Origin of the sequence: Serratia proteamaculans (assembly GCF_013337185.1) — a bacterium.
Classification (GTDB): domain Bacteria; phylum Pseudomonadota; class Gammaproteobacteria; order Enterobacterales; family Enterobacteriaceae; genus Serratia; species Serratia proteamaculans_D.
In genome coordinates, this window is record NZ_SWDE01000001.1 from 107,114 (window position 1) to 131,697 (window position 24,584).

General features: G+C 53.5%; 25 protein-coding genes. 16 read left to right on the forward strand and 9 right to left on the reverse strand.

Features of this window, described 5'->3' with window-relative positions; genetic code table 11:
• The first annotated feature begins 107 nt into the window (after positions 1 to 107).
• The 3 genes from FCL49_RS00570 to mdtI all read left to right on the forward strand — a co-directional run bounded on the left by FCL49_RS00570 (position 108) and on the right by mdtI (position 1,997).
• The gene (locus tag FCL49_RS00570; protein ID WP_174351995.1) at positions 108 to 749 is read left to right on the forward strand and encodes a bifunctional 4-hydroxy-2-oxoglutarate aldolase/2-dehydro-3-deoxy-phosphogluconate aldolase; all 642 of its coding nucleotides are present in this window, start codon (positions 108 to 110) and stop codon (positions 747 to 749) included.
• A gap of 563 nt (positions 750 to 1,312) precedes the next feature.
• Positions 1,313 to 1,681 carry a multidrug/spermidine efflux SMR transporter subunit MdtJ gene (gene mdtJ / locus FCL49_RS00575; protein ID WP_167796655.1) on the forward strand — a complete coding sequence of 123 codons (369 nt, stop codon included), beginning with the start codon at positions 1,313 to 1,315 and terminating at the stop codon, positions 1,679 to 1,681.
• Positions 1,668 to 1,997 carry a multidrug/spermidine efflux SMR transporter subunit MdtI gene (gene mdtI, locus FCL49_RS00580; RefSeq protein WP_012145489.1) on the forward strand — a complete coding sequence of 110 codons (330 nt, stop codon included), beginning with the start codon at positions 1,668 to 1,670 and terminating at the stop codon, positions 1,995 to 1,997. The genes mdtJ and mdtI overlap by 14 nt, the downstream gene beginning before the upstream one ends.
• A gap of 57 nt (positions 1,998 to 2,054) precedes the next feature.
• Here mdtI and FCL49_RS00585 read toward each other — a convergent pair whose 3' ends face one another.
• A complete protein-coding gene (locus FCL49_RS00585; protein WP_174351996.1) occupies positions 2,055 to 2,399 on the reverse strand; it encodes a RidA family protein in 345 nt (114 codons plus the stop codon).
• 133 nt (positions 2,400 to 2,532) lie between these two features.
• On the opposite strand from FCL49_RS00585, the gene FCL49_RS00590 reads away from it, so the two are divergent.
• The 5 genes from FCL49_RS00590 to rnd all read left to right on the forward strand — a co-directional run bounded on the left by FCL49_RS00590 (position 2,533) and on the right by rnd (position 9,020).
• Complete coding sequence (locus FCL49_RS00590) at positions 2,533 to 4,437, forward strand: ATP-dependent DNA helicase (RefSeq protein ID WP_174351997.1); 1,905 nt, start codon at positions 2,533 to 2,535, stop codon at positions 4,435 to 4,437.
• Positions 4,438 to 4,517: 80 nt separating this feature from the next.
• Positions 4,518 to 5,219: a tRNA (adenosine(37)-N6)-threonylcarbamoyltransferase complex dimerization subunit type 1 TsaB gene (gene tsaB, locus FCL49_RS00595; protein WP_174351998.1), complete on the forward strand. Its 702-nt coding sequence runs from the start codon at positions 4,518 to 4,520 to the stop codon at positions 5,217 to 5,219.
• Positions 5,220 to 5,319: 100 nt separating this feature from the next.
• The gene (locus FCL49_RS00600; RefSeq protein WP_174351999.1) at positions 5,320 to 5,910 is read left to right on the forward strand and encodes a Slp family lipoprotein; all 591 of its coding nucleotides are present in this window, start codon (positions 5,320 to 5,322) and stop codon (positions 5,908 to 5,910) included.
• A gap of 210 nt (positions 5,911 to 6,120) precedes the next feature.
• Positions 6,121 to 7,809, forward strand: a complete 1,689-nt coding sequence (fadD, locus tag FCL49_RS00605; protein ID WP_174352000.1) for a long-chain-fatty-acid--CoA ligase FadD — start codon at positions 6,121 to 6,123, stop codon at positions 7,807 to 7,809.
• 89 nt (positions 7,810 to 7,898) lie between these two features.
• Entirely contained in the window at positions 7,899 to 9,020 is a 1,122-nt protein-coding gene (gene rnd, locus FCL49_RS00610; RefSeq protein ID WP_174352001.1) for a ribonuclease D, read from the forward strand.
• A gap of 236 nt (positions 9,021 to 9,256) precedes the next feature.
• Here the strand turns inward: rnd and minE are convergent, their stop codons facing one another.
• The 3 genes from minE to minC are packed head-to-tail and all read right to left on the reverse strand — an operon-like array spanning position 9,257 to position 11,069.
• The gene (gene minE / locus FCL49_RS00615) at positions 9,257 to 9,526 is read right to left on the reverse strand and encodes a cell division topological specificity factor MinE (RefSeq protein ID WP_012145482.1); all 270 of its coding nucleotides are present in this window, start codon (positions 9,524 to 9,526) and stop codon (positions 9,257 to 9,259) included.
• 3 nt (positions 9,527 to 9,529) lie between these two features.
• Positions 9,530 to 10,342 (reverse strand): septum site-determining protein MinD, encoded by an 813-nt coding sequence (gene minD, locus FCL49_RS00620; RefSeq protein ID WP_135316866.1) that lies wholly within the window; start codon positions 10,340 to 10,342, stop codon positions 9,530 to 9,532.
• A gap of 25 nt (positions 10,343 to 10,367) precedes the next feature.
• Positions 10,368 to 11,069: a septum site-determining protein MinC gene (gene minC / locus FCL49_RS00625; RefSeq protein ID WP_135316865.1), complete on the reverse strand. Its 702-nt coding sequence runs from the start codon at positions 11,067 to 11,069 to the stop codon at positions 10,368 to 10,370.
• 136 nt (positions 11,070 to 11,205) lie between these two features.
• Between minC and FCL49_RS00630 the strand changes: the two genes are divergently transcribed.
• The 3 genes from FCL49_RS00630 (at position 11,206) to FCL49_RS00640 (ending at position 13,328) form a co-directional block, all read left to right on the forward strand.
• On the forward strand, positions 11,206 to 11,478 hold the full coding sequence (locus tag FCL49_RS00630) for a YcgL domain-containing protein (RefSeq protein WP_174352002.1): 273 nt from the start codon (positions 11,206 to 11,208) through the stop codon (positions 11,476 to 11,478).
• Positions 11,479 to 11,541: 63 nt separating this feature from the next.
• On the forward strand, positions 11,542 to 12,588 hold the full coding sequence (locus tag FCL49_RS00635) for a lytic murein transglycosylase (protein ID WP_174352003.1): 1,047 nt from the start codon (positions 11,542 to 11,544) through the stop codon (positions 12,586 to 12,588).
• Between the two features lie 83 nt (positions 12,589 to 12,671).
• Positions 12,672 to 13,328, forward strand: a complete 657-nt coding sequence (locus tag FCL49_RS00640; RefSeq protein ID WP_174352004.1) for a fumarylacetoacetate hydrolase family protein — start codon at positions 12,672 to 12,674, stop codon at positions 13,326 to 13,328.
• 76 nt (positions 13,329 to 13,404) lie between these two features.
• Here the strand turns inward: FCL49_RS00640 and FCL49_RS00645 are convergent, their stop codons facing one another.
• The gene (locus tag FCL49_RS00645; protein WP_012145476.1) at positions 13,405 to 13,653 is read right to left on the reverse strand and encodes a CsbD family protein; all 249 of its coding nucleotides are present in this window, start codon (positions 13,651 to 13,653) and stop codon (positions 13,405 to 13,407) included.
• 409 nt (positions 13,654 to 14,062) lie between these two features.
• Here FCL49_RS00645 and FCL49_RS00650 point away from each other — a divergent pair, with 409 nt between their 5' ends.
• Positions 14,063 to 14,509 (forward strand): YcgN family cysteine cluster protein, encoded by a 447-nt coding sequence (locus tag FCL49_RS00650; RefSeq protein WP_012145475.1) that lies wholly within the window; start codon positions 14,063 to 14,065, stop codon positions 14,507 to 14,509.
• A 27-nt stretch (positions 14,510 to 14,536) separates the two neighbouring features.
• On the forward strand, positions 14,537 to 14,908 hold the full coding sequence (locus FCL49_RS00655; protein WP_174352005.1) for a hypothetical protein: 372 nt from the start codon (positions 14,537 to 14,539) through the stop codon (positions 14,906 to 14,908).
• Positions 14,909 to 15,531: 623 nt separating this feature from the next.
• Here FCL49_RS00655 and dsbB read toward each other — a convergent pair.
• Entirely contained in the window at positions 15,532 to 16,062 is a 531-nt protein-coding gene (gene dsbB / locus FCL49_RS00660; RefSeq protein WP_174352006.1) for a disulfide bond formation protein DsbB, read from the reverse strand.
• A 124-nt stretch (positions 16,063 to 16,186) separates the two neighbouring features.
• Complete coding sequence (nhaB, locus tag FCL49_RS00665; RefSeq protein ID WP_174352007.1) at positions 16,187 to 17,758, reverse strand: sodium/proton antiporter NhaB; 1,572 nt, start codon at positions 17,756 to 17,758, stop codon at positions 16,187 to 16,189.
• A gap of 242 nt (positions 17,759 to 18,000) precedes the next feature.
• Here nhaB and fadR point away from each other — a divergent pair, with 242 nt between their 5' ends.
• Positions 18,001 to 18,720: a fatty acid metabolism transcriptional regulator FadR gene (fadR, locus tag FCL49_RS00670; protein WP_012145472.1), complete on the forward strand. Its 720-nt coding sequence runs from the start codon at positions 18,001 to 18,003 to the stop codon at positions 18,718 to 18,720.
• Positions 18,721 to 18,780: 60 nt separating this feature from the next.
• Here fadR and FCL49_RS00675 read toward each other — a convergent pair whose 3' ends face one another.
• Positions 18,781 to 20,316, reverse strand: a complete 1,536-nt coding sequence (locus tag FCL49_RS00675) for a SpoVR family protein (protein WP_135316859.1) — start codon at positions 20,314 to 20,316, stop codon at positions 18,781 to 18,783.
• Between the two features lie 539 nt (positions 20,317 to 20,855).
• Between FCL49_RS00675 and FCL49_RS00680 the strand changes: the two genes are divergently transcribed.
• Both FCL49_RS00680 and dadX read left to right on the forward strand, forming a co-directional pair.
• Positions 20,856 to 22,160: a D-amino acid dehydrogenase gene (locus FCL49_RS00680; RefSeq protein ID WP_174352008.1), complete on the forward strand. Its 1,305-nt coding sequence runs from the start codon at positions 20,856 to 20,858 to the stop codon at positions 22,158 to 22,160.
• 72 nt (positions 22,161 to 22,232) lie between these two features.
• On the forward strand, positions 22,233 to 23,306 hold the full coding sequence (gene dadX, locus FCL49_RS00685; protein WP_174352009.1) for a catabolic alanine racemase DadX: 1,074 nt from the start codon (positions 22,233 to 22,235) through the stop codon (positions 23,304 to 23,306).
• A gap of 3 nt (positions 23,307 to 23,309) precedes the next feature.
• On the opposite strand, the gene FCL49_RS00690 is transcribed toward dadX, so the two are convergent.
• Positions 23,310 to 24,503, reverse strand: coding sequence for a multidrug effflux MFS transporter (locus FCL49_RS00690; protein ID WP_174352010.1), 1,194 nt, complete (start codon positions 24,501 to 24,503; stop codon positions 23,310 to 23,312).
• Positions 24,504 to 24,584 lie beyond the last annotated feature (81 nt).

Consider the following 24,584-nt stretch of genomic DNA (forward strand, 5'->3'; position numbering starts at 1 on the left):
ACCGGGGCGCAACATCACTTGGGGTACGGCCGGACACCCGCGAGACTCCGTGGGGCCCTGTGGCAGGGGCGTGCCATTGATAACCCGTAAGTAATGGAGAAGTAACGATGAAAAACTGGAAAACCAGCGCAGAACAGATCCTGACCGCCGGTCCGGTAGTTCCGGTGATTGTGATTAATAAGCTGGAACATGCGGTGCCGCTGGCCAGGGCGCTGGTCGCCGGTGGCGTACGTGTACTGGAAGTCACTTTGCGCACCGCCTGCGCGATGGACGCGATCCGCGCTATCGCAGCTGAGGTGCCGGAGGCGATTATTGGTGCCGGTACGGTGCTTAACCCGCAGCAGTTGCAGGCAGTGACCGAAGCCGGTGCGCAATTCGCCATCAGCCCTGGCCTGACAGAAGCGCTGCTGAAAGCCGCTACCGCAGGCAGCATTCCATTGATTCCGGGTATCAGCACCGTTTCAGAGCTGATGCTGGGTTTGGATCACGGTCTGCGTGAGTTCAAATTCTTCCCGGCTGAAGCCAACGGCGGCGTTAAGGCACTACAGGCGATCGGCGGCCCATTCCCGCAGGTACGTTTCTGCCCGACCGGTGGCATCACCCCAAATAACTACCGTGATTATCTGGCGCTGAAAAGCGTATTGTGTATCGGTGGCTCCTGGTTGGTACCGGCCGACGCGTTGGAAAATGGCGACTACGCGCGCATCACTGAACTGGCACGTACTGCGGTGAGTGGCGCCACGGCGTAACCCCCGCCGGGCCTGGTTTTGGCGATTATTTGGTCGGTCAAACTTAAACGAAGGTTCAACGACTTGTTGAGCCTTTTTTTATTTTTAAATTAGTTAACTTTCTTATTTATAGACTATTTTTTTACTGTTTTTGTGAAAATGGCGGTTTGCTTTATGATTATTGCTATGGTACAACTATTGTAGTTGAAATTTTACTTGATGAGGATATTGGGCAAATCGCACCCGTGTAACAAGATTATGTGCGACTGAGAATAGAGAATACTTATGATGACAACTAATGGAATTACCCTCAGAACCTCTACTTGCCAGCTTTTCCTGTCTGCCATCCTTGCCAGTGAGCATCACTGGTGCAGCGAGCTATAGCGTCTTTCTCCCTTAACCGGTGCTGGTGACAGGCTCAGTCCTCCGTCATTACGCGTAACCGGGCAAACATTCTTATTACGTTTGGGTCAGTTTATCCCCAGGGATCTCTGCGTCTTCAGCGCCTGTTTGCGCCTGTTTGACGAGATAAATCGGGATAAATATGCCTTAGCGTGCGTTATTCGCCGTTTGGGAGAGAAATCATGATTTATTGGATCTTTTTAGGTTTGGCCATCGTCACCGAAATTATCGGTACCCTGTCAATGAAATACGCCAGCGTCAGCGGCGGCATGACCGGCCATATAGTGATGTATGTAATGATCACCGCGTCATATGTGATGCTGTCGATGGCGGTAAAACGGGTTGCCCTGGGCGTCGCTTATGCTCTGTGGGAAGGTATCGGCATCCTGTTTATTACCCTGTTTAGCGTGCTGTGGTTTGACGAACCGATCTCGGCATTGAAGGTGCTGGGTCTGGTGACGTTGATTGCCGGTATCATGTTGGTGAAGTCCGGCACCCGCAAACCACGAAAACAGGCAACTCCGCGAGGTGACAACCATGCAACAGCTTGAGTTGTACCACATTGCTTTTCTGGGGTTGGCGATCGTGCTGGAGATTATTGCCAACATTTTCCTGAAGATGTCGGACGGTTTCCGTAAAGTTTGGTTGGGTCTGCTTTCTCTGCTGTCGGTGCTGGGGGCGTTCAGTGCGCTGGCGCAGGCGGTGAAGGGGATTGATCTGTCGGTTGCCTATGCGCTGTGGGGCGGTTTCGGTATCGCCGCGACAATTGCTGCCGGCTGGATCCTGTTTGGTCAGCGATTGAACGCCAAAGGCTGGATTGGCCTGGTGCTGTTACTGGCGGGAATGGTAATCATCAAACTGGCTTAATCAGCAACAAATACGAAAAAATAAAACCGCAGGCGTTATCGTCTGCGGTTTTTTACTTTACAGCGCGGCAATAATTTTGATTTCAACCTTGTACTTCGGGTTCATCAATTTGGCCTGCACGGTACAGCGCACTGGGGCACTACCGGCAACTACCCAGGCATCCCAGGCGGTATTCATCGCAGCAAAGTCAGCGCCGTCGGCCAGAAAAATGGTGGCGTCCAGCACCCGGCTTTTGTCGGAGCCTACGCGGGTCAGGATCATGTCAATCGCTGCCAGGGCGTTAGCGGTCTGCGCGGTCGCATCATCATCCAGATTTTCCGGCACGCTGGTGTAATAAACAGTGTCGTTATGAACTACGGCTTCAGACCAGCGATCGGCAGGATCAATTCGTTCAATATTCATTCGGTTATCTCCATATCATAGTCGCGTGTAGGGTATCACAGCCATCGGCAGAAATACTCGACGTTAAAGTCGGTGGTAGCCGCGCGGCAGGATTGGCATAATCAACGCTGAATAATACCGGCAGAGAGATAGCGTGACAGACGATTTCGCAACAGACGGCGCCCTGGCGCAGGCAATCAAGGGTTTCAAACCGCGTGAAGCACAGCGGCAGATGGCGGAAGCGGTCACCGAAGCCATTAACTTCAAGCAGGAGTTGGTGGTCGAAGCGGGCACCGGCACCGGTAAAACCTTCGCCTACCTGGCTCCGGCACTGCGGGCCGATCGCAAAGTGATTATTTCCACCGGTTCAAAAGCGCTTCAGGATCAGCTTTATGCACGCGATCTGCCCACCGTTGCCAAGGCGCTGAACTACAAAGGCAAGATGGCGCTGTTGAAGGGGCGATCCAACTACCTGTGTCTGGAGCGTCTGGAGCAGCAGTCGATGGCCGGTGGTGAACTGGCCGGACAGGCACTGATCGACCTGGTCCATCTGCGCAAATGGTCATCAATGACCAAAGAGGGTGACATCAGCAGCTGCAGCGACGTAGCGGAAGACAGCTTCGTCTGGCCGTTGGTGACCAGCACCAACGATAACTGTCTGGGCAGCGACTGCCCGCTGTATAAAGATTGTTTTGTCGTCAAAGCCCGTCGCCGTGCCATGGATGCGGACGTGGTGGTAGTGAACCACCATTTGTTCCTGGCGGACATGGTCGTGAAAGAGGGCGGCTTTGCCGAACTGATCCCCGAGGCCGATGTGATGATCTTCGATGAAGCGCATCAGATCCCGGACATCGCCAGCCAGTATTTTGGCAAACAGCTAACCAGCCGCCAGTTGCTGGATCTGGCCAAAGATATTTCCATTGCTTACCGCACCGAAGTGCGTGACGCGGCGCAGCTCCAAAAAAGCGCCGACCGTCTCAGCCAGAGTACCCAGGATTTCCGCTTAATGCTGGGAGAGCCAGGCTTTCGCGGTAATCTGCGCGAGGTACTAAGCCAACCTAATGTGCAGCGCGCCTTGCTGTTGCTCGATGATGCGCTCGAACTCTGCTACGACGTAGTCAAGCTGTCCCTGGGTCGTTCAGCCTTGCTGGACGCCGCCTTCGAGCGCGCTACGCTGTATCGTGCACGGCTCAAACGTTTGAAAGAAGTGACGGAACCGGGTTTCAGTTACTGGTACGAGTGCAACTCGCGCCATTTTGTTTTGGCGCTGACGCCATTGACGGTAGCCGATCGTTTCCGTGAGCTGCTGGATGAGAAACCGGGCAGTTGGATCTTCACCTCGGCAACCTTATCGGTTAATGAGCAAATGGGGCATTTTACCGATCGTCTGGGCCTGAACAAGGCCAAAACCTTGCTGCTGGCCAGCCCGTTCGACTATGCGAAACAGGCATTGCTGTGCGTGCCGCGCTTTTTGCCGTCACCGAACCAGCCAGGTGGCGCCCGGCACTTGGCGCGTATGCTGCGGCCGTTGATTGAGGCCAATAACGGCCGCTGTTTCTTCCTCTGTACCTCGCATCAGATGATGCGTGAACTGGCGGAAGAATTCCGGGCGACCATGACCTTGCCGGTACTGTTGCAGGGGGAAACCAGTAAGGGCCAACTGTTGGCGCAATTTGTTGAATCCGGTAACGCGTTGCTGGTGGCGACCAGCAGTTTTTGGGAAGGGGTCGACGTGCGCGGCGATGCATTATCGTGCGTGATTATCGACAAGCTGCCGTTTACTTCACCCGACGATCCATTGTTGAAAGCGAGGATTGAAGATTGCCGGCTGCGCGGTGGCGATCCTTTTAACGATGTGCAACTGCCGGATGCGGTCATCACCCTGAAACAGGGCGTTGGGCGTTTGATCCGCGATACCGACGATCGCGGCGTGCTGGTGATCTGCGATAACCGTCTGGTGATGCGGCCGTATGGCGAAGTGTTCCTCAACAGCTTGCCGCCGACGCCACGCACCCGCGATATCGCCCAGGCGATTGCCTTCCTGCAGGCGGAGCGCTAGCGGATAGGCGTGACCACAGGGCTGTGCTACAATGCGCGCCCTGTATGAAAAACCCTGTTTTTTTCCCGCCTGAGGTTGGCATGTCCACGCGAATTTTAGCGATCGATACGGCGACGGAAGCCTGTTCCGTTGCCATCTGGAATCAAGGCGAAATCCACGCCCTGTTTGAACTGTGCCCACGTGAGCATACGCAACGCATTTTACCTATGGTGCAGCAAGTGCTGGCGGAATCCGGCGTCACTCTTAATCAACTCGATGCTCTGGCCTTTGGTCGTGGGCCAGGGAGTTTTACCGGCGTGCGTATCGGTATCGGTATCGCGCAGGGCCTGGCGTTGGGCGCCGGCTTGCCGTTACTGGGTATCTCCACGTTGCAGACCATGGCGCAAGGTGCCTGGCGCGTCACCGGAGCAGATCGAGTGCTGGCGGCGATAGACGCGCGCATGGGTGAAGTTTACTGGGGCCAGTTTGAGCGTCAGCAAGACGGCCATTGGCTGGAAAGCGAAGGTGAGGCGGTACTTTCACCCCCGCAGGCGCTGGTGCGTGCACAAGGTCTGCAGGGGCACTGGGCGCATGTTGGCACCGGCTGGCAAACCTATCCGGATCTGGTCACCGGTTCCTCGTTAAGCTTGAGCGATGGCCAAATGCTGTTGCCACAGGCGGAAGATATGCTGCCGTTGGCGTTGCATACCTGGCAACAGGGGCAGGCCGTAGCGGTAGAAAATGCCGAGCCGACCTACCTGCGTAACGAAGTCACCTGGAAAAAATTGCCGGGGCGTGAATAGCGCAACCTATTGTGCTTTGCTGGCGTTCGGCATATGACTGAACTGCAACTTGCTCGGTGAACTGATGTCAAAGTTACAGTTATTTCAGGAGATTGCGACGATGCTAACCCGCACTGTAAGTAAAAAAATGTCGTTGCTGGCTATTGCCGGTGGCGCGCTGGTGCTGTCGGGCTGTGTTACCGTACCCGACGCAATTAAAGGCAGCACGGAAACGCCGGTGCAGCAGTTGTCCTCGGTGCAGAATGCTCCGAACCTGTTTGTGGGTGCAGAAGCCCGTTTTGGCGGCACCGTGGTGAATGTCGCCAATGAGCAGGGGCGTACGGTGTTGGAAATTGCCGCCGTGCCGCTCGATTCCGGTGCCCGGCCGATTTTGGGCGAGCCGTCACGGGGGCGTTTGTTGGCCTCGGTTAACGGTTTCCTGGAGCCGGTAGATTTTAGAGGTCAGCTGGTTACCGTGGTGGGGCCAATTACCGGCGTCAGAGACGGCAAGATTGGCATGACGCCGTACAAGTTTGTCACCATGAACGCTACCGGCTATAAACGTTGGCACCTTAGCCAGCAGGTGATGATGCCGCCAGCGCCAATGGGGCCATGGGGCTGGCGTAGCGGTACCTGGGGGCCGGGCTGGGGCGTAGGCTACGGTTGGTACAACCCTGGTCCGGTACAGGTGCAAACCATAGTTACCGAGTAGTGTTCGCGAGAAGTTAACAATTTTATTAGGGCGGCTCCGGCCGCCTTTTCTTTTTGGCGCAGGGAAACGGCGCCAATTAGTGATGTACATCGCAACCTGAATATTGTTTAAAACTCAAACTGGTCTGCTGAGTTAAAATATTGTTATGGTTTAGCTGCATATTTAGGGGCTGCGATGATGATAATGAATAATGATTTCAGGAGTAATACCTTGGATAAGGTTTGGTTAAAACGTTACCCGGCAGATGTTCCGGCAGAGATCGACGCCGATCGTTATTCATCTTTGGTCGAAATGTTTGAAAATGCGGTTAAGCGTTACGCGGATCAACCCGCTTTCATGAACATGGGTGAGGTCATGACCTACCGCAAGCTGGAAGAGCGCAGTCGAGCTTTTGCCGCTTACCTGCAAAATGAACTGGGTCTGCAGAAGGGTGACCGCGTTGCCCTGATGATGCCGAATCTGTTGCAGTATCCGATCGCGTTGTTTGGCATTTTGCGAGCCGGTATGGTGGTGGTCAACGTTAACCCACTGTATACGCCGCGTGAACTGGAGCACCAACTGAACGACAGCGGTGCCAGTGCCATCGTGATCGTCTCCAACTTTGCCCACACGCTGGAAAAAGTGGTGTTCAACACCCAGGTAAAACACGTGATCCTGACGCGCATGGGCGACCAGCTCTCTGCCGCGAAAGGTACGCTGGTTAACTTTGTGGTGAAATACATCAAGCGGCTGGTGCCAAAATACCATCTGCCGGCCGCCATTTCTTTCCGCAGCGCTTTGCAGCGCGGACGCCGGCTGCAGTATGTCAAACCCGATATCATCAACTCCGACCTGGCGTTCCTGCAATATACCGGTGGCACCACCGGCGTGGCGAAAGGCGCGATGCTGACGCACCGTAACATGCAGGCCAACGTGGCGCAGGCCAAAGCCGCCTACGAGCCGCTGTTCCGCGACGGTCAGGAACTGATTGTCACCGCCTTGCCGCTCTACCATATTTTTGCGTTAACGGTTAACTGCCTGCTGTTCATCGAATTAGGCGGCCGTAATCTGTTGATTACCAACCCGCGTGATATTCCGGGGTTGGTGAAGGAGCTGGGGCGCTATCCGTTCACCGCATTAAGTGGGGTGAATACCTTGTTTAATGCGCTGCTCAATAATGCCGACTTCCATCAGCTCGATTTCTCGACGCTGCGCTTCTCGGTCGGTGGCGGCATGTCGGTACAAAAGGCGGTGGCGGACAAATGGGAGAAAACCACCGGCAAGCATCTGCTGGAAGGCTATGGCCTGACTGAATGCGCTCCCCTGGTGACCTGTAACCCGCACGATTTAAAACACTACAGCGGCAGCATCGGTCTGCCGGTGCCCTCCACCGATATTCGGCTGGTGGATGATAACGGCAATGATGTGCCGGTCGGCGAGCCGGGCGAACTGTGGGTCAAAGGGCCGCAAGTTATGTTAGGCTACTGGCAGCGGCCGGATGCCACTGATGAAGTGTTGAAAGATGGCTGGCTCGCGACCGGCGATATAGTTACAGTGGATGACATGGGCTTTGTGCGCGTCGTCGATCGTAAAAAAGACATGATCCTGGTTTCCGGGTTTAACGTATACCCGAACGAGATTGAAGACGTGGTCAGTCAGCACCCTAAAGTGTTGGAATGCGCGGCGATTGGCGTACCAAGTGACGTCTCCGGTGAAGCGGTCAAGATCTGCGTGGTGAAGAAAGACGCCTCGTTGACCAAAGAAGAGCTGTTGACCCATTGTCGTCGGCAGCTTACCGGGTATAAAGTGCCTAAAATTGTTGAGTTCCGCGACGAGTTGCCGAAGTCTAACGTCGGTAAAATTTTGCGGCGAGAACTGCGTGATGAGCAGAAAAAACTTGTGGCGGCCGATGCCGCCTAGGCTATCATCTACGCCTTACAGATCAACAACGCCGGTGAATGCCGGCGTTGTTGTGTTTGAATCATGAAAGCGACCAAGAGAATGACGTTTTGAACTATCAGTTGATCACTACCGATGCCGGATTGCAGCAGGTCTGCGAGCAGGCGAAAAACCATGCCCAGATTGCGCTGGACACCGAATTTGTCAGAACGCGCACTTACTATCCGCAGTTAGGCCTGATTCAATTATACGATGGTGAACAACTCTCCCTGATTGACCCTTTGCCAATCAAGCAGTGGCAGCCGTTTATCGATCTGCTGAGCAACACTCAGGTGGTGAAATTCCTGCATGCCGGCAGTGAGGATCTGGAAGTGTTCCTCAACGCGTTCAAAACGCTACCGACGCCAATGGTGGATACTCAGATCCTGGCGGCCTTTACCGGTCGTCCGATGTCTTGTGGCTTCGCTACCCTGGTGGCGGAGTATATGCAGGTGGAGCTGGATAAAAGCGAAGCCCGGACCGACTGGCTGGCGCGTCCGCTGACGGAAAAACAGTGCGTCTACGCCGCTGCCGACGTGTTCTATCTGCTGCCAATGGCCAAACGGCTGGTGCAGGAGACGGAAGAGGCCGGTTGGACGGCGGCTGCCAGCAATGAATGCCTGCTGTTGTGTCAACGCCGTAGCGAGACGCTGGCGCCGGAATTGGCCTACCGCGAAATCACCAACGCCTGGCAATTACGTCCACGTCAGTTGGGTTGCTTGCAGAAACTGGCTGAATGGCGACTGCGTCAGGCGCGTGAGCGTGACCTGGCGGTGAACTTCGTGGTACGTGAGGAGAACCTCTGGCAGGTAGCGCGTCATATGCCAACCTCGCTGGGTGAACTGGACTCGCTGGGGCTGAGCGGCCCGGAAATTCGTTATCACGGTAAAACGCTGGTGGCGCTGGTGGCAGAGGCCGCCGAGCTGGAAGAGTCGGCATTGCCGGAGCCGTTACCGAATCTGATCGATCAGCCGGGTTATAAGAAAGTGTTTAAGGAAATCAAAGCGGCGATCGTCATTGCCAGTGAGCAAAGCGGGTTGAGCAGCGAATTGCTGGCATCGCGTCGGCAGATTAACCAGTTGCTGAACTGGCATTGGAAATTGAAGGTTGGCGACAATTTGCCAGAATTAGTCAGCGGATGGCGCGGTGATTTATTAGCGGCTCCCCTTCAGGACATTTTGAAGGATTATTAATCGGGCAGTGAAAACGTTGGGGCAGGGTAAGGAAACTCTGCTCTGGTTATTTATTAGAAATAATCGAAGTAGAGACTCTTACCGGCAGCATTTACTTTAAACAACCGTGACGCAAGATTAATTGAGATTAATCCCAAAGGATAAAAACGCTAATTAAGTTTTTTTATCTCAATAACTGGTTATGCATACAGTTACCCCCTGTATGAAATACACAGGGGGTAATTAATGCGTCACACTCATTTAGTTACTTCTTCCGATTCCGGTAATGTCACGTTGAGTTCAAGCACCGAAATATCGTCCCCTTTCTGCTCAAACTGCACGTGCAGCATTTCAGGGTCGATTTGAATGTATTTGCAAATTACCGCCAGAATATCGCGTTTTAAATCAGGCAGATACGGGGGCTCACTGTCCCCCCGACGACGCTCCGCGACGATAATCTGCAGCCGTTCCTTGGCTATATTGGCTGTCTGCTTTTTGCGGGACAGAAAGAAGTCTAGTAATGCCATGGTTTATCCCCCAAAAAGGCGTTTCAGGAAACCCTTCTTCTCTTCTTCAATGAAGCGGAAGGGGCGTTCTTCCCCTAACAAGCGGCTAACGGTATCGTCATAGGCCTTACCGGCGTCTGATTCGGCATCAAGGATCACCGGCTCACCCTGGTTGGAGGCCCGCAGCACAGACTGGTCTTCCGGGATAACGCCGACCAGAGGAATGCGCAGGATTTCCAGGACGTCTTCCATGCTCAGCATGTCGCCACGGCTCACGCGGCCCGGGTTATAGCGAGTCAGCAGCAGGTGTTCCTTAATCGCCGATTCGCCTCTTTCAGCGCGACGGGACTTGGACGACAAAATGCCCAGGATACGGTCGGAGTCACGTACTGAGGAAACTTCCGGGTTGGTAGTGATGATGGCTTCATCTGCGAAGTACAGGGCCATCAGGGCGCCGGTTTCGATACCTGCCGGAGAGTCACAGACCACAAAGTCAAAATCCATCTCGCCCAAATCGTTGAGGATCTTTTCAACGCCTTCGCGGGTCAGCGCGTCTTTATCGCGCGTTTGCGATGCTGGCAAGATAAACAGGTTGTCGGTGCGCTTGTCTTTGATCAACGCCTGGTTCAGCGTGGCATCACCCTGAATGACGTTAACGAAATCGTAAACAACCCGGCGTTCACAGCCCATGATCAGGTCAAGATTCCGCAGACCGATATCAAAATCGATCACCACGGTTTTCTTACCTTTTTGGGCCAGGCCGGTAGCGATGGCCGCGCTTGAAGTGGTCTTGCCAACGCCCCCTTTACCCGATGTAACAACAATAATGCGTGCCATGAAATGGATTCCTTGTCAAAAGGGCTTAATTTAAAGGTTGTATGGTTAAAGCGTTATCCAACAGGCTGAGTCGTACTGCCTGCCCGACATAGTCGGACGGGATTTGGTCGCTCAACCAGTACTGCCCTGCGATAGAGACTAGCTCAGCACCCAGGTGCGTGCAAAAAATCTGGCACTGTGTATCACCTGAAGCACCAGCCAGCGCACGACCGCGCATCATGCCGTAAACGTGAATATTGCCATCGGCAATTAATTCAGCGCCGGCGCTGACGCTGCTGGTCACGATCAGATCGCTGTTGCGGGCATAAATCTGTTGGCCGGAACGAACAGGGGTACTGATGATGCGCGTCTTGGCGGGGGCGTTGGGATCCACCACCGGGGCTGGCGCGGGCGCCGCTTCCGGGGCGGCCATCTTCTGGCCTTTGCCTTCGTTCAATAACGGCAGCCCGGCACGGGCTATGGCACGTTTTTGCCGCTCATCTCTGCAACCGCTGATACCCACAACGCGCAGCCCTGCTGCCGTGACAGCCTGTTGAAGTTCTTTCCAGTTTGCGTCGCCGTTCAGCGTTGCAACGTTGATAACAACAGGGGCATTTTTCAAAAAAGCGGGCGCTTGCTCGACTTTTTCTTGTAACGCCTGACGTATTACCTCGGGTTCCGAATTATACAAATGAACAACCGATAGGGTAAAACTGCTGCCTTTTAGCTCAATTGGCGATTGTGACATCTATCCTGACTCAGTCTCAGCAACTTTAAATCCCCGGAATACCAATCGGGGTGCGATATTCCGAAGTACTATAAGCATGTTATAGTCAGAGTTATATCCAGGCAAGACGCTGCCCCAATTAAATAGAGTTAAAAACATGCTTTGTGTGATCTATAGAAGCTCGAAACGCGATCAAACTTATCTTTATGTCGAAAAAAAAGACGATTTCTCCCGAGTGCCGGAAGATCTGCTGAAAAGTTTCGGCACGCCGCAATTGGCAATGATGCTTTCTCTTGAGGGCCGGGACAAATTAGCCTCGGCAGATATTGAGAAAGTGAAAGAGGCCCTGAAAGAAGAAGGGTTTTATCTGCAGGTACCCCCGCCGTTGGAAAATTTATTAAAACAGCACTTGTCTGACGACAAAAAATAACCGTCGTTGGCGTGCAGGGGCTACGCTGGATCAGTAACCCCAAACTGATAAAGGAGCTGGGTGATGAGAGGGTCAGCGAAGACAGCGATAGTGACTCTGCTGGCGCTGGGAACTGGCGTCTGTCCGCAACTGATGGCACAGGTCGCTTCACCGGCCACAACTGTTGCGCCAGCACAAAGCACGTTGGCTGAAACCGGTCGCGATCCGGCACAGTTTCCAGCCTATATTGAGCAACTGAAACGTCAGGCGCTGGCGCAGGGCATTAACCCGGCTATCGTCGACAGCGCTTTTGCCAACGTGCATTTTGTCGATCGAGTGATCAAGGCAGACCGCAATCAGCCGGAAAAGAAAATCACCCTGGATGATTATCTAAAACGCGTATTGCCGCCGGCCAAAATCGCGCAGGGCCGTGCTCTTTACCGGCAATATCAACCCCAGTTGTCTCGCGTTACCGCTCACTACGGTGTGCCTGGGCGTTATGTGGTGGCGTTGTGGGGGATGGAAAGCGCCTTCGGCAAAATCCAGGGGCGTGAGGATGTGATATCTGCGCTGGCTACGCTGGCCTTTGAAGGTCGTCGTGAAGCTTTCTTCAGCCAACAGCTCATGGCAGCACTGCGGATCCTCGAACAGGGGCATGTCAGTCGCGAACAACTGAAAGGCTCCTGGGCCGGTGCGATGGGGCAGTGCCAGTTTATGCCGACCTCATTCCTGAATTATGCGGCGGATGGTGATGGCGATGGCCGCATTGATATTTGGAACAACGTTGACGACGTGTTTGCCTCTACGGCCCGTTATCTGTCGCGTGAAGGTTGGCAACCGGGCGTAGGCTGGGGCAGGGAAGTTAAACTGCCTGCCGGTTTCAGTAGTGACAGCCTGGGGTTGAAAGTTAGCCAGGTCCACAGCGTCAATGAATGGCAAAAGCGTGGCGTGCGCCGTGCGGATGGTTCAGCCTTGCCGCATTCTACCCTGCGCAGCTGGGTGATTACGCCGGATGACATGCAGGGGCGGGCATTCATGGTTTATGACAATTTCCGCACGATCATGCACTGGAATCGCTCTTACTATTTTGCCATCGGTGTGGGTATGATGGCTGACGGTATCGGCCAATAAATCAGGGCCAGAGTACCTCCACCCGCGCGTGGGATAACGGGCTTAGCAAGCTAAGCCCCTACATGATTGTAGGGAGAAGCGGTATGTATCAACATAGAGACTGGCAGGGTTCATTACTTGATTTTCCGGTAAACAAAGTGGTTTGTGTAGGCAGTAACTACGCCGATCATATTAAGGAAATGGGTAGTGCGACCTCGGCAGAGCCGGTAGTGTTTATCAAGCCTGAAACGGCGCTGTGCGATATCCGCCAGCCGGTGGCGATCCCCAAAGAGTTTGGTTCGGTACATCATGAAGTGGAACTGGCGGTGTTGATCGGCACGCCGTTAAAACAGGCTAATGAAGATCGGGTTGCTCGAGCCATCGCCGGGTACGGTGTGGCGCTGGATTTGACGCTGCGTGAACTGCAGGCGGGCTTCAAGAAGGCGGGGCAGCCCTGGGAAAAAGCCAAGGGGTTTGATGGCTCCTGCCCGATCTCCGGTTTTATTCCGGTGGCGGAATTTGGCGATCCGCAAAATGCCGAGCTGTCCCTGACGGTCAATGACCAACTGCGTCAGCAGGGCAATACTCGCGATATGATCACCCCGATCCTGCCGCTGATCAGCTATATGAGCCGCTTCTTCACGTTGCGCGCAGGTGACATTATTCTTACCGGTACTCCGCAAGGCGTTGGCCCGATGAGCTCAGGCGATATGCTGAAAATCACGCTCAACGGTAAATCATTAACGACTCGCGTTATTTAAAACCAGGGTAAGACCCACTAAAAAAGGCCCCGCGGGGCCTTTTGTCTTTTTCTTCGGTCAGGGTTGGGCAACGTGCTTATTTACGGCCCAGCAAGAAACCGAAAACAATCCCCACCGCAGCGGCGATAGCCACACCGGCAAGCGGGTTGGATTCAACCTGAGTCCGCACCGTATCAGCCGCATCGCGAGCCGCGTAGCTGGCCTGGGAGGCATATTTACGGGCTGCGCCTTTAACCTGATGATCCGGCGAGTCCGTTGCCTTACCAAAGGCTTCTTCAACGGCACCGGCAGCTTCATTGACCTTGTCTTCTGCTTTTCCAAACATACTTGGCTCCCTATCTCGGTTATCAAAGGCGAACATTAAACATAGCAGGATTATGTCGTGTTTGGCGGCAAATCGTGCGTTATAAGATGAATCTTAGCGGTAAGTTGCAGAGTTGCCAGGCAATAATTCTGGGGCAAACGAAAAGGTGATAGGCCTGTGATTTGTACGTATAATTAGGCGATGCATACCGTGTTTTTATCTGCAAGGACCAAGCAACAATTGGCGGAGAGTCACGGCGCTTAGTGTTGAATGCCGTTGTTTTAAATAGCATTTTTTTTAAGCAATTATGTTGTTATCGCTATGATTATATTGTGTTTTCAGTCTTTCTATTTGGCTGGGATCTCTATATAGTGCACCCTCAAAACCTGTACGCAGGTTATCTATTCATTTACCTATACCGGACGCGAACATGTCACAAACCCCTTTTTGGCAACAAAAAACGCTGGCGGAAATGTCAGAACAAGAGTGGGAATCGCTGTGCGACGGTTGTGGGCAATGCTGTCTGAATAAGCTGATCGACGAAGACACCGACGAGATTTATTTCACCAACGTAGCCTGTGACCAGCTGAATATTAAGTCGTGCCAGTGCCGCAACTATGAACGTCGCTTTGAGCTGGAAGAGGACTGCATCAAGTTGACGCGTGAGAACCTCACGACATTTGACTGGTTGCCACCGACCTGCGCATATCGCCTGATTGGCGAAGGCAAACCGTTGTTTTCCTGGCACCCATTGGTTAGCGGTTCCAAGGCGGCGATGCACGGTGAGCGCATTACGGTGCGGCATATTGCGGTACGTGAAAGTGAAGTGGTGGACTGGCAGGACCACATCATGAACAAACCAAGCTGGGCACGATAGGAGTTAACTTCTTATAGGGAGATAAGAATGAGGAAGCCTGCATTGTTTTTTTTGCTTTTATTAGCCAACACGGTAAGTGCCGCAGATTGGAAAGTAGATGACAGTAGGGAGTTTATTCACAACGGTACACTGACAATCAGACAGATTGACGGTCACTTTAAAATTACATTCCCTGACCAGTCTATTCTTAGATCGGGAAGCATTGTTGTTGATGGTGACATATTGTATGTGAATGAACCCAATGGCTTTAGCGGCATTTATGGTGACAGAATAATCAAACGCCTGCTTTCAGCGCAAACAGCAGTTGCAAGATATGACGACAGATATAAAACCAAGCCATCACAAGAAGTCATCGACCTCCCAGATTTGAAATTGAAGCTGGAACAGCTAAAAAAATGAACCCGCTTCGGCGGGTTTTTTAGTGGCTGGGTTGAGGTGATAGTCTTAACCCAATCAGATTTGTAGCGGTAGTTTCCGGCCCTTGTTAGTTTGAACAAGCACAGATAGGGACGTTAAACGAAAAAAGCCCCTGCAAAGAAGAGGGGCAAGACACACAACAACACCAGGGAAATCGTTAATACTAACTTGCGGATACTATAAGGTTTTTGCGGCAAAACTTCATCAAAATATCGATGCAATAATGCATCACTATGATGAGTTTTTTTGTATAAGGTGTGTGAGAGCCAATAAATCGTTCCGTTATAGTATGATTTCAGACCGGAAAACTGAGATTGTCATTCCGCGAATAAGGCTTTTTACTCCTCTAAGTTAATGTTATGTAAATTACGTGCCAAATCCCGCCCGGATGCTTCTTTTTATACAGAAGGTTAGGTAGTTTGACCGCTCTCACGCTAAGTTCCGAGAGTAAAATAATGAAAATGATACGTCTGTTTGCCGTGGCTGGGGCGCTGATAGTGCTCGTTTATTACCTTACGCATACTTAATGTAGCTTTATCTCTGAAAAATATTCGAAAATCCATAAAAAACGGCGCCCTGAGGCGCCGTTTTTTATTCGGTCATGCTTAACGACCAAACAGGTCACGGCGACGCGGGCGAACAAACTGCGCAGCCAATACGATGATGGCGAACATCAGATAGGCCGTGAAGATCCCCACCAACCACTGTGGCATTTCCAGCGTCAGGAACTCCCATTGGCGTACGGAACAGTCACCGGATGCGTGGAATACTGCAGGCAGCCATTTGTCCAGCGGCAGCCAGGATGGGAAGCTGACGAAGAAATCACAGGTATTAAATGGCGAAGGATGCAGTTGGATCATGGTGTGTTTCCATGCCAGTTGCAGGCCTTCCCAGGCACTGTAAATCCACAGCAGAATAGCGATATAACGCAGTGGCGTTTTCGGTGCGATGGCGCCAAGCAGCGAGGCACCCAAAATGCCAAACAGCGCGCAGCGTTCGTAAATGCACATCACACAGGGTTGCAGCAGCATTACGTGCTGAAAGTAGAGAGCAACCAATTCCAGCACCAGCGCAGTCAGGGCCATCAACAGCCAAGCACCGCGCCCCTGCGAGCAGCGGTTAAAGAATTGCAACATATATTTATTCTTCCATGCAGTAAGCAATTGAACTGGCAGTGTAAACCAATTCAACTCTGCTGCCAGCTACCTGAGCCTGATTCAGCACAAAAATAGTCGCTGACAGCGGAGTGGATTTACAGGATCAGTGTGCAGCGGCTTCAATCGATGGCAGCGTCAGCCAATGCCACTGGGTCAGCAGGTCAGTCACGGGTGCCAGGGTAAACTGGACGCACAGCAGACCCACCAGGGTTAATACCACAGTATAGGGTAAAGCCATCCATACCATTCGCCCGTAAGACAAACGCACCAGCGGCGCCAGTGCAGAGGTCAGCAGGAACAAGAAGGCCGCCTGACCATTCGGCGTGGCAACCGACGGTAGATTGGTGCCGGTATTAATGGCGACCGCCAGCATCTCGAACTGCTTCAGGGAAATCGCACCGTTTTCAAACGCCGCACGCGCTTCATTGATATAGACCGTCCCGACGAACACGTTGTCAGATACCGAAGAAAGCAGGCCATTAAACAGATAAAACAACGCCAGTTGTGAAGAGGGTTGCGCCTGCAGCACAAACTGGATAATCGGTGTGAACAGGTGTTGCTCAATAATCACCGCCACCACGGTGAAAAATACCGTCAGCAGCGCGGTAAAGGGCAGCGCTTCCTGAAATGCCTTGCCGATGGCGTGTTCATCGGTGACGCCGCACAAAGAAGTGGCGAGGATAATCACCGACAGACCAATCAGGCCCACTTCCGCCAGATGAAAGGCCAGTGCCACCACCAACCAAATGCCGATCAGCGCCTGAATGACCAATCTGACCTGTTCTTGTTTACTGCGTCCGGCGGTGGCCTGACGGTCAAATTCGGTCAGCACTTCACGTACGCGTTCCGGTAATTTTGCTCCGTAGCCGAAGATGCCGAAGCGCTCAAGTAATAAGCAAACCACCAGACCGCACGCAAACACCGGCAGGGTCACCGGCGCCATGCGCAGGAAGAAGTCAACAAATCCCCAGTCGGCGCTTTTGGCAATAATCAGATTCTGGGGTTCACCCACCATGGTCATTACGCCACCCAGCGCGGTACCGACGCCGGCGTGCATCAGCAGGCTGCGCAGGAAGGCACGGAATTGCTCGAGCGTCTGTTTATGATCGTCACTGGCCAGAGTGCTGTCGTCACCGACATCAACATTACCGTCAGGACGGTTGGAGGCCACGTTGTGGTAGATGGAATAAAACCCGGTTGCGACGCTGATAACTACTGCCACTACCGTCAGCGCATCGAGAAAAGCTGACAATAGCGCGGCTGCAAAGCAGAACGCCAACGAAAGCAGCATTTTTGAGCGAATGTTGAGCAGTAGCTTGGTGAAGACGAACAGCAGCAACTGCTTCATAAAGTAGATGCCGGCCACCATAAAGATCAGCAACAGCAGCACTTCCAGATTATGGGCAATTTCTTTACCCACCCGATCGGGGCTGGTCATGCCAATCAGCACCGACTCAATGGCCAGCAGACCGCCCGGCAGCAGTGGGTAGCACTTCAGCGCCATTGCCAGGGTAAAGATAAATTCGACCACAAACAGCCAACCCGCAATGAACGGATCGACCAGGAAGAAAACCAGTGGGTTGACCACCAGGAAAATAAGAATCGCCAGTTTGTACCAGTCCGGTGATTGCCCGAGGAAGTTTTTCACCAGGGCACTGCGTAAGGTTGTTTCCATTGTGTGTTACACGTCCTGAAAATAAGTTGTCTCATACTAGCCTAACAATGCCGCCGGGGCAGATGCAATACGGGCTTGCTTTACGATGAGAATTTTCTCTAAGTGGTGTTTTTGCAGGTTTTTTGCCACTTTATGCACAGTTTCGTTCAATGTTTTTCGCTCACACTAGGTCATGCAATAGCGATCTGGTATGATCAGCCGACTACTATTACTGATTATCGTCGCTACGGAACGTCAAACACATGGTCATAAAGGCGCAGAGTCCTGCCGGTTTCGCGGAAGAATACATTATCGAGAGTATCTGGAATAATCGCTTCCCTCCTGGCACTATTTTGCCCGCGGAGCGTGAGCTTTCAGAACTGATTGGTGTCACGCGCACCACCTTACGTGAAGTTTTACAACGCCTGGCCCGTGATGGCTGGTTGACCATTCAGCATGGCAAACCGACCAAAGTAAATAATTTCTGGGAAACATCCGGCCTCAATATTCTTGAGACGGTGGCTCGCCTCGACCATCAGAGCGTTCCACAATTGATCGACAACTTGCTGTCTGTGCGGACCAATATTGCGGCGATCTTTATTCGCGCAGCGGTGCGTAACCATCCAGAGGCCGCTCAGGAAGTGTTGGCAAAAGCCACCCAGGTCGAAGATCAGGCGGATGCATTCAATCTGTTGGACTACGAAATTTTCCGTGGTCTGGCGTTTGCCTCCGGCAACCCGATTTACGGTCTGATCTTCAACGGTCTGAAAGGCTTGTACACCCGCGTTGGCCGTTACTACTTCTCAAACCCGGAGTCTCGCAAGCTGGCGCTGACTTTCTATAGCAAGCTGTCGACGCTGTGCCATGAGAAGTCATACGATCAGGTAATGGATTGCGTGCGTAACTACGGTAAAGATAGCGGCGCCATTTGGCAAAGCATGCAAGGCACTATGCCAAGCGATCTGACCGAAGCCCGTCGCTAACCTCAACACCGCATTACGTAAAAGGGCGCCAAATGGCGCCCTTTTAGTTATTGAAGAGTCTTACAGCGGTGTCGGGCGGGGTGGGCAACGCTCCAGTAACTCGACGCTGCCGTCCTCGTTTTGTTGCTCCAAAATAATGTCGAAGCCCCAAAGGCGATGCAGGTGTTTCATCACTTCACGCCGGCTTTTATCCAGCGGGGCTCGATCCTGCGGGATATAACGCAACGTTAATGAACGGTCACCGCGTAAATCCACATTCCAGATCTGAATGTTCGGCTCGTGGTCGCTCAGATTATATTGCGCCGACAGCTCCTGACGGATTGCGCGGTAACCGGCTTCATCATGGATCGCGGCTATTTCCAGGTAGTTATTGCGATCGTCATCCAGCACGGTGAACAGCCGGAAATCACGCATGATCTTCGGTGACAGGAACTGACTGATAAAGCTTTCATCCTTGAAGTCACGCATGGCGAAGTGAAGGGTTTCCAGCCAGTCTTTACCAGCGATGTCCGGGAACCAGTAACGATCTTCTTCCGTCGGCGACTGGCAGATGCGCTTGATGTCCTGGAACATGGCAAAGCCCAGTGCGTAAGGGTTAATGCCGTTGTAATAAGGGCTGTTGTAAGGCGGTTGATACACCACGTTGGTATGGCTGTGCAAAAACTCCAGCATAAAACGTTCGGTTACCCGGCCCTCGTCGTACAAATGATTGAGGATGGTGTAGTGCCAGAATGTCGCCCAGCCTTCGTTCATCACCTGGGTTTGTTTCTGCGGATAAAAATACTGGCTCACTTTGCGCACAATACGCAGAACCTCACGCTGCCAGGGTTCCAGCAGCGGCGCATTCTTTTCCATAAAGTAGAGGATGTTTTCCTGCGGTTCGCTTGGATAGCGGCGCGCCTGCTCAGGTGCCTCTTCACGCTCAACCCGTGGCAGGGTCTTCCACAGCGTGTTCACCTGGCTTTGCAGGTACTCTTCGCGGCTTTTTTGCCGGGCTGTTTCTTCGATCAGTGAAATTTTCTGTGGCCGTTTGTAACGGTCCACGCCGTAGTTCATCAACGCATGGCAAGAGTCGAGCAGCTTCTCTACTTCTTCAACGCCGTAACGTTCTTCGCACTGGCTGATGTAGTGGCGGGCGAACAGCAGGTAATCGACGATCGAACTGGCGTCGGTCCAACTGCGGAACAGGTAGTTATTCTTGAAGAATGAATTGTGTCCATAGCAGGCGTGCGCCATCACCAAAGCCTGCATGGTGATGGTGTTTTCTTCCATCAGGTAGGCGATGCAGGGGTTGGAGTTGATCACAATCTCATAGGCCAGGCCTTGCTGCCCATGCTTATAGCGCTGCTCGGTCTCAATGAATTTTTTACCGAATGACCAATGGGTGTAGTTAATCGGCATGCCGACGCTGGAATAAGCGTCCATCATCTGCTCTGAGGTAATGACCTCGATCTGATGCGGGTAGGTATCGAGCTTGTAATGTTTGGCTACGCGATCGATGTGCTCCAGATACACCTGCAGCAACTCGAACGTCCAGTCCGGTCCATCGCTCAGACGTTTATCTTCCTTGACCTTATCATGTGTTGAAGTAGTCATCAGCGCACCCTCGTTATTACGGACCTTGCTCGAACGGCAGACCCTTGTATCAATCGTAGCTCAATCTGCGCAGAGGTAATAATGATATAAAGCTTAAAAATTCAACGATCTGTCGCAGGGAACCCACCTATAGAGCTGCCGGGGAGGTTTTACCCTGAGTTTTTTCTGCTGGAGCAGGATCTCACTCCGGCAAAGCGTTATATTGGTAATGTTGCAGTTTTGTGGTTTATTATTCTGTTGTATTGGCGCTGTCTCATTTTTATATTCTGTTAAATCCTTGTTGCTTTCTTGGCTTTCCCTTGATGCTATCAATGCAGTCATTGACTGCATAACAGCCCGTGTTTCGCTCTGAAATCCTCCTTTCACCACATCTTATCGCTATTTATAGGTAGCTATTGCAAAAGAGACGGCCATGAACGATAAATTAATTGTGAATGTTGTCACGTTTGATGACGAAGATGTTGGACGGATTTTTCCACTGAGTTAATTTCCTGTGAGCAGAAGATTATGCTTTGTGAAGCCTTAAGCTGGAGTCAGCGATGCGAGTGGTAATTTTAGGTAGTGGAGTGGTGGGTGTTGCCAGCGCCTGGTATTTGGCGAAAGCGGGACATGAGGTGACGGTGATCGATCGTCAACCCGGTCCGGCGATGGAAACCAGCGCGGCGAATGCCGGACAGATCTCACCGGGCTATGCGGCTCCGTGGGCTGCGCCTGGTGTGCCTTTGAAGGCGGTCAAATGGATGTTCCAACGCCATGCGCCCTTGGCGGTTCGTCTGGACGGCAGCAGCTTCCAATTGAGCTGGATGTGGCAGATGCTCAAAAACTGCAATACCGAACACTACATGACCAATAAAGGGCGTATGGTGCGACTGGCTGAATACAGTCGTGACTGTATCAAGGCGCTGCGTCAGGAGACTGGCATCCAATACGAAGGCCGTCAGGGCGGGACGCTGCAACTGTTCCGTACCCAGCAACAGTTTGAAAGTGCGTCTAAGGATATTGCGGTGTTGGAAGATGCCGGCGTGCCTTACAAACTGCTGGAAGCCAGCCAGTTGGCCAGCGTTGAACCTGCGCTGGCGCAGGTGGCGCATAAGCTGACCGGCGGGCTGCAACTGCCTAACGATGAAACCGGCGACTGCCAACTCTTTACCCAGCAGTTGGCCAAACTGGCACAGCAGGCCGGGGTCACCTTCCTGTATAACCGCAGCGTCGACCGTCTGCTGGTGGAAGGGGACAAGATCAGCGGTGTGCAATGTGGCGGAGAAATCTTCAAAGCCGACAGCTATGTGGTGGCCTTTGGTTCTTATTCCACCGCGCTGTTGCGTGATCTGGTGTCGATCCCTGTCTACCCGCTGAAAGGCTACTCGCTGACCATTCCTATTACCGATGAGTCCGCCGCGCCGTTCTCAACCGTGCTGGATGAAACCTACAAAATTGCCATTACCCGTTTTGATCAGCGCATTCGCGTCGGCGGCATGGCGGAAATCGTGGGTTTCAATACTCAGCTTGAACAAAAGCGTAGAGAGACGTTGGAGATGGTGGTTCGCGACCTTTACCCTAACGGTGGACGGGTAGAAGACGCGACCTTCTGGACCGGTTTGCGGCCGATGACGCCGGACGGTACGCCGATTGTCGGCAAGACTTCGCTGAAAAATCTGTTCCTGAATACCGGTCACGGCACTCTGGGCTGGACCATGGCCTGTGGTTCCGGGCAGTTGCTCTCCGATTTGATGTCCGGTATCACTCCGGCCATTCCTTCAGACGATCTGGGAGTGGCTCGTTACAGCGCCGGATTTAGCAGCCACTACACCGGCCCCTTGAACGATGTGCATCCCGCGCGTTAAAAACCCTAATTTATAATGTTATTGTCACGGGCGTTGGCCCGTGACCGCATTTGCCGGCCCGTAGGAGTGCTCATGCCTCGCCCGATTTCCGCCACGTTACACCTTGGCGCTTTTGATAATAACCTGCAGGTGGTTCGTCGTTACGCCCCCAAAGCCAAAGTCTGGTCGGTGGTCAAGGCCAATGCCTATGGTCACGGTATCAAACATGTCTGGCGCAGTATGGCGCAGACCGACGGTTTTGCCTTGCTGGATCTGGCCGAAGCCATTTTGCTGCGCGAGTCCGGTTGGCAAGGACCGATTTTGCTGCTGGAAGGCTTTTTCAAACCACAGGATTTGGCCTTGCTGGACCGTTATCGTTTGACGACCTCGGTACACAGCGACTGGCAACTGGCGGCGATAGCCGAGGCCAAACTGTCGGAGCCGCTGGATGTTTATCTGAAAGTGAACAGCGGCATGAATCGTCTGGGGTTTACGCCGGAACGTTTGCACGCTGTCTGGATGAAGGCCCAGGAGATCGGCAACATCGCCAGCCTGACGCTGATGAGCCATTTCGCCACCGCTGACGGCCCACAGGGCGTCGAAGCGCAAATGGCCGCCATTGAGCAGGCGGCGACGGGTATCACTTCACCGCGCTGTCTGGCCAACTCTGCCGCCACCTTGTGGCATCCGCAAACCCACGGCAGTTGGGTGCGGCCAGGCATCGTGCTCTATGGTGCTTCGCCCAGCGGCCAGTGGAGCGATATTGCCGACAGCGGTCTGCAACCTACCATGACGCTGAGTAGCGAAATTATCGGTGTTCAAACGTTGAAATCCGGTGATCAGGTGGGTTATGGCTGGCGTTACCGCGCTGAGGGAGCACAACGTATCGGCGTGGTGGCCTGTGGGTATGCCGATGGCTATCCGCGCCATGCGCAAACCGGCACGCCAGTCTGGGTGGACGGTGTGCTGACACGAACGCTGGGCACGGTTTCAATGGATATGCTGGTGGTCGATCTGACGCCTTGCCCACATGCGGGTATTGGGACAGAAGTGGAGCTGTGGGGGCGACGCCTACCGGTTGACGATGTCGCCGCCGCGGCAGGCACGCTGGGTTATGAACTACTGACGGCGTTGGCCGCCAGAGTGCCCATCATCACCGAGGCCTAAGCCTCAGGCAATTTTCTTCAACTGACCTTTTATTTGCTTGCTGCGCTGTCGTGCGTGCAGCGCCAGCAGGCAACCCACCAGCATTACCAGCGCCAGTGACAGCTTGGGCGGCAACGGCAGCGCCATCGCCAACAAGCCCAGAGCGGCACCGCCGGCCATCTGCACAAAACCGACCAAGGCAGAAGCTACCCCGGCCTCATTGGAATATGGCTCCAGCGCGTAACTGGTTGCCGGACCCATCACAAAGGCCAGCCCAGCGCAGGCGAAAGCGACCGGCAGCATATAGGCCAGCCAGTGACTTTGCGCCGCACCGGACAGTAAGGAGACGCCCAGCAGTAGCCCGATAGCCCCGAGACCCATCAAGATACCGCCGGTCGCCAGACAGACGGGACGCCCGACCTTGTGAATGATGCGGTTGGCGAAAAAGCTCACCAGCATGATCCAAAAGCCGTTGGCGCCAAACACCAACGAGAATTGCAGCGGCGTCAGCCCGGCGGTTCCCATTAGCACGTTGGGTGCCAGCGAGACGTAGGTCAGCGCCATGCCCATGGCACCGGAGTTGACCACGGCGAAGGACAGAAAACGGCGGTCGCGGGCGATGCGGGCATATTGCCGCACCGGCAATCCTTTGACGCGCACGGTGTCCGCCGGACGGGTTTCCGGCAGGCGAAGGGCGATCAGTACCAGTACCGCCAACGCGTAACACACCAGGAACCAGAATGGGGCGCGCCAGCCATAGGCTTCTGCCAGCAGCCCACCCAGCAAGGGGGCCAGAGCAGGAATAATATTCAGCGTACCGTTGAGAAAACCGAAGGCACGGGCTGCATCGTCGCCGTTCATCCGATCGCGCACGCCGCTGAATGCCACCACGGCGGTACAACAGACCGCCACACCCTGCAACAGGCGAGAGGCGACAAACATCGTTGGCGTGGTGGCCAACGCCGCCATTGCTGCGCCAATCATGTAAATCACAATACCGGCCAGAGCCACCGGCTTACGGCCGTAGTTATCCACCAGCGGGCCGGCAATAACCTGCCCGAGGCCCAACACCAGAATAAACAGAGAAATGGTGGACTGAATCAGCGCTTCACTGCTGTTAAGGCCAGCGGCGATGGCGGGGATGGTCGGCAGATAGAGATCGATACCCAGCGGGCCGAGCAGCACCAGGCTAAGAAGCAGAAACAGAAATTTTTGCATAACAAAAACAGCACATCCGAGTGACAAAGAGGGCTAGAGTAGAGATTCTGGCGCTAAATGGAAAGAGGCAAAGCCCAGGCC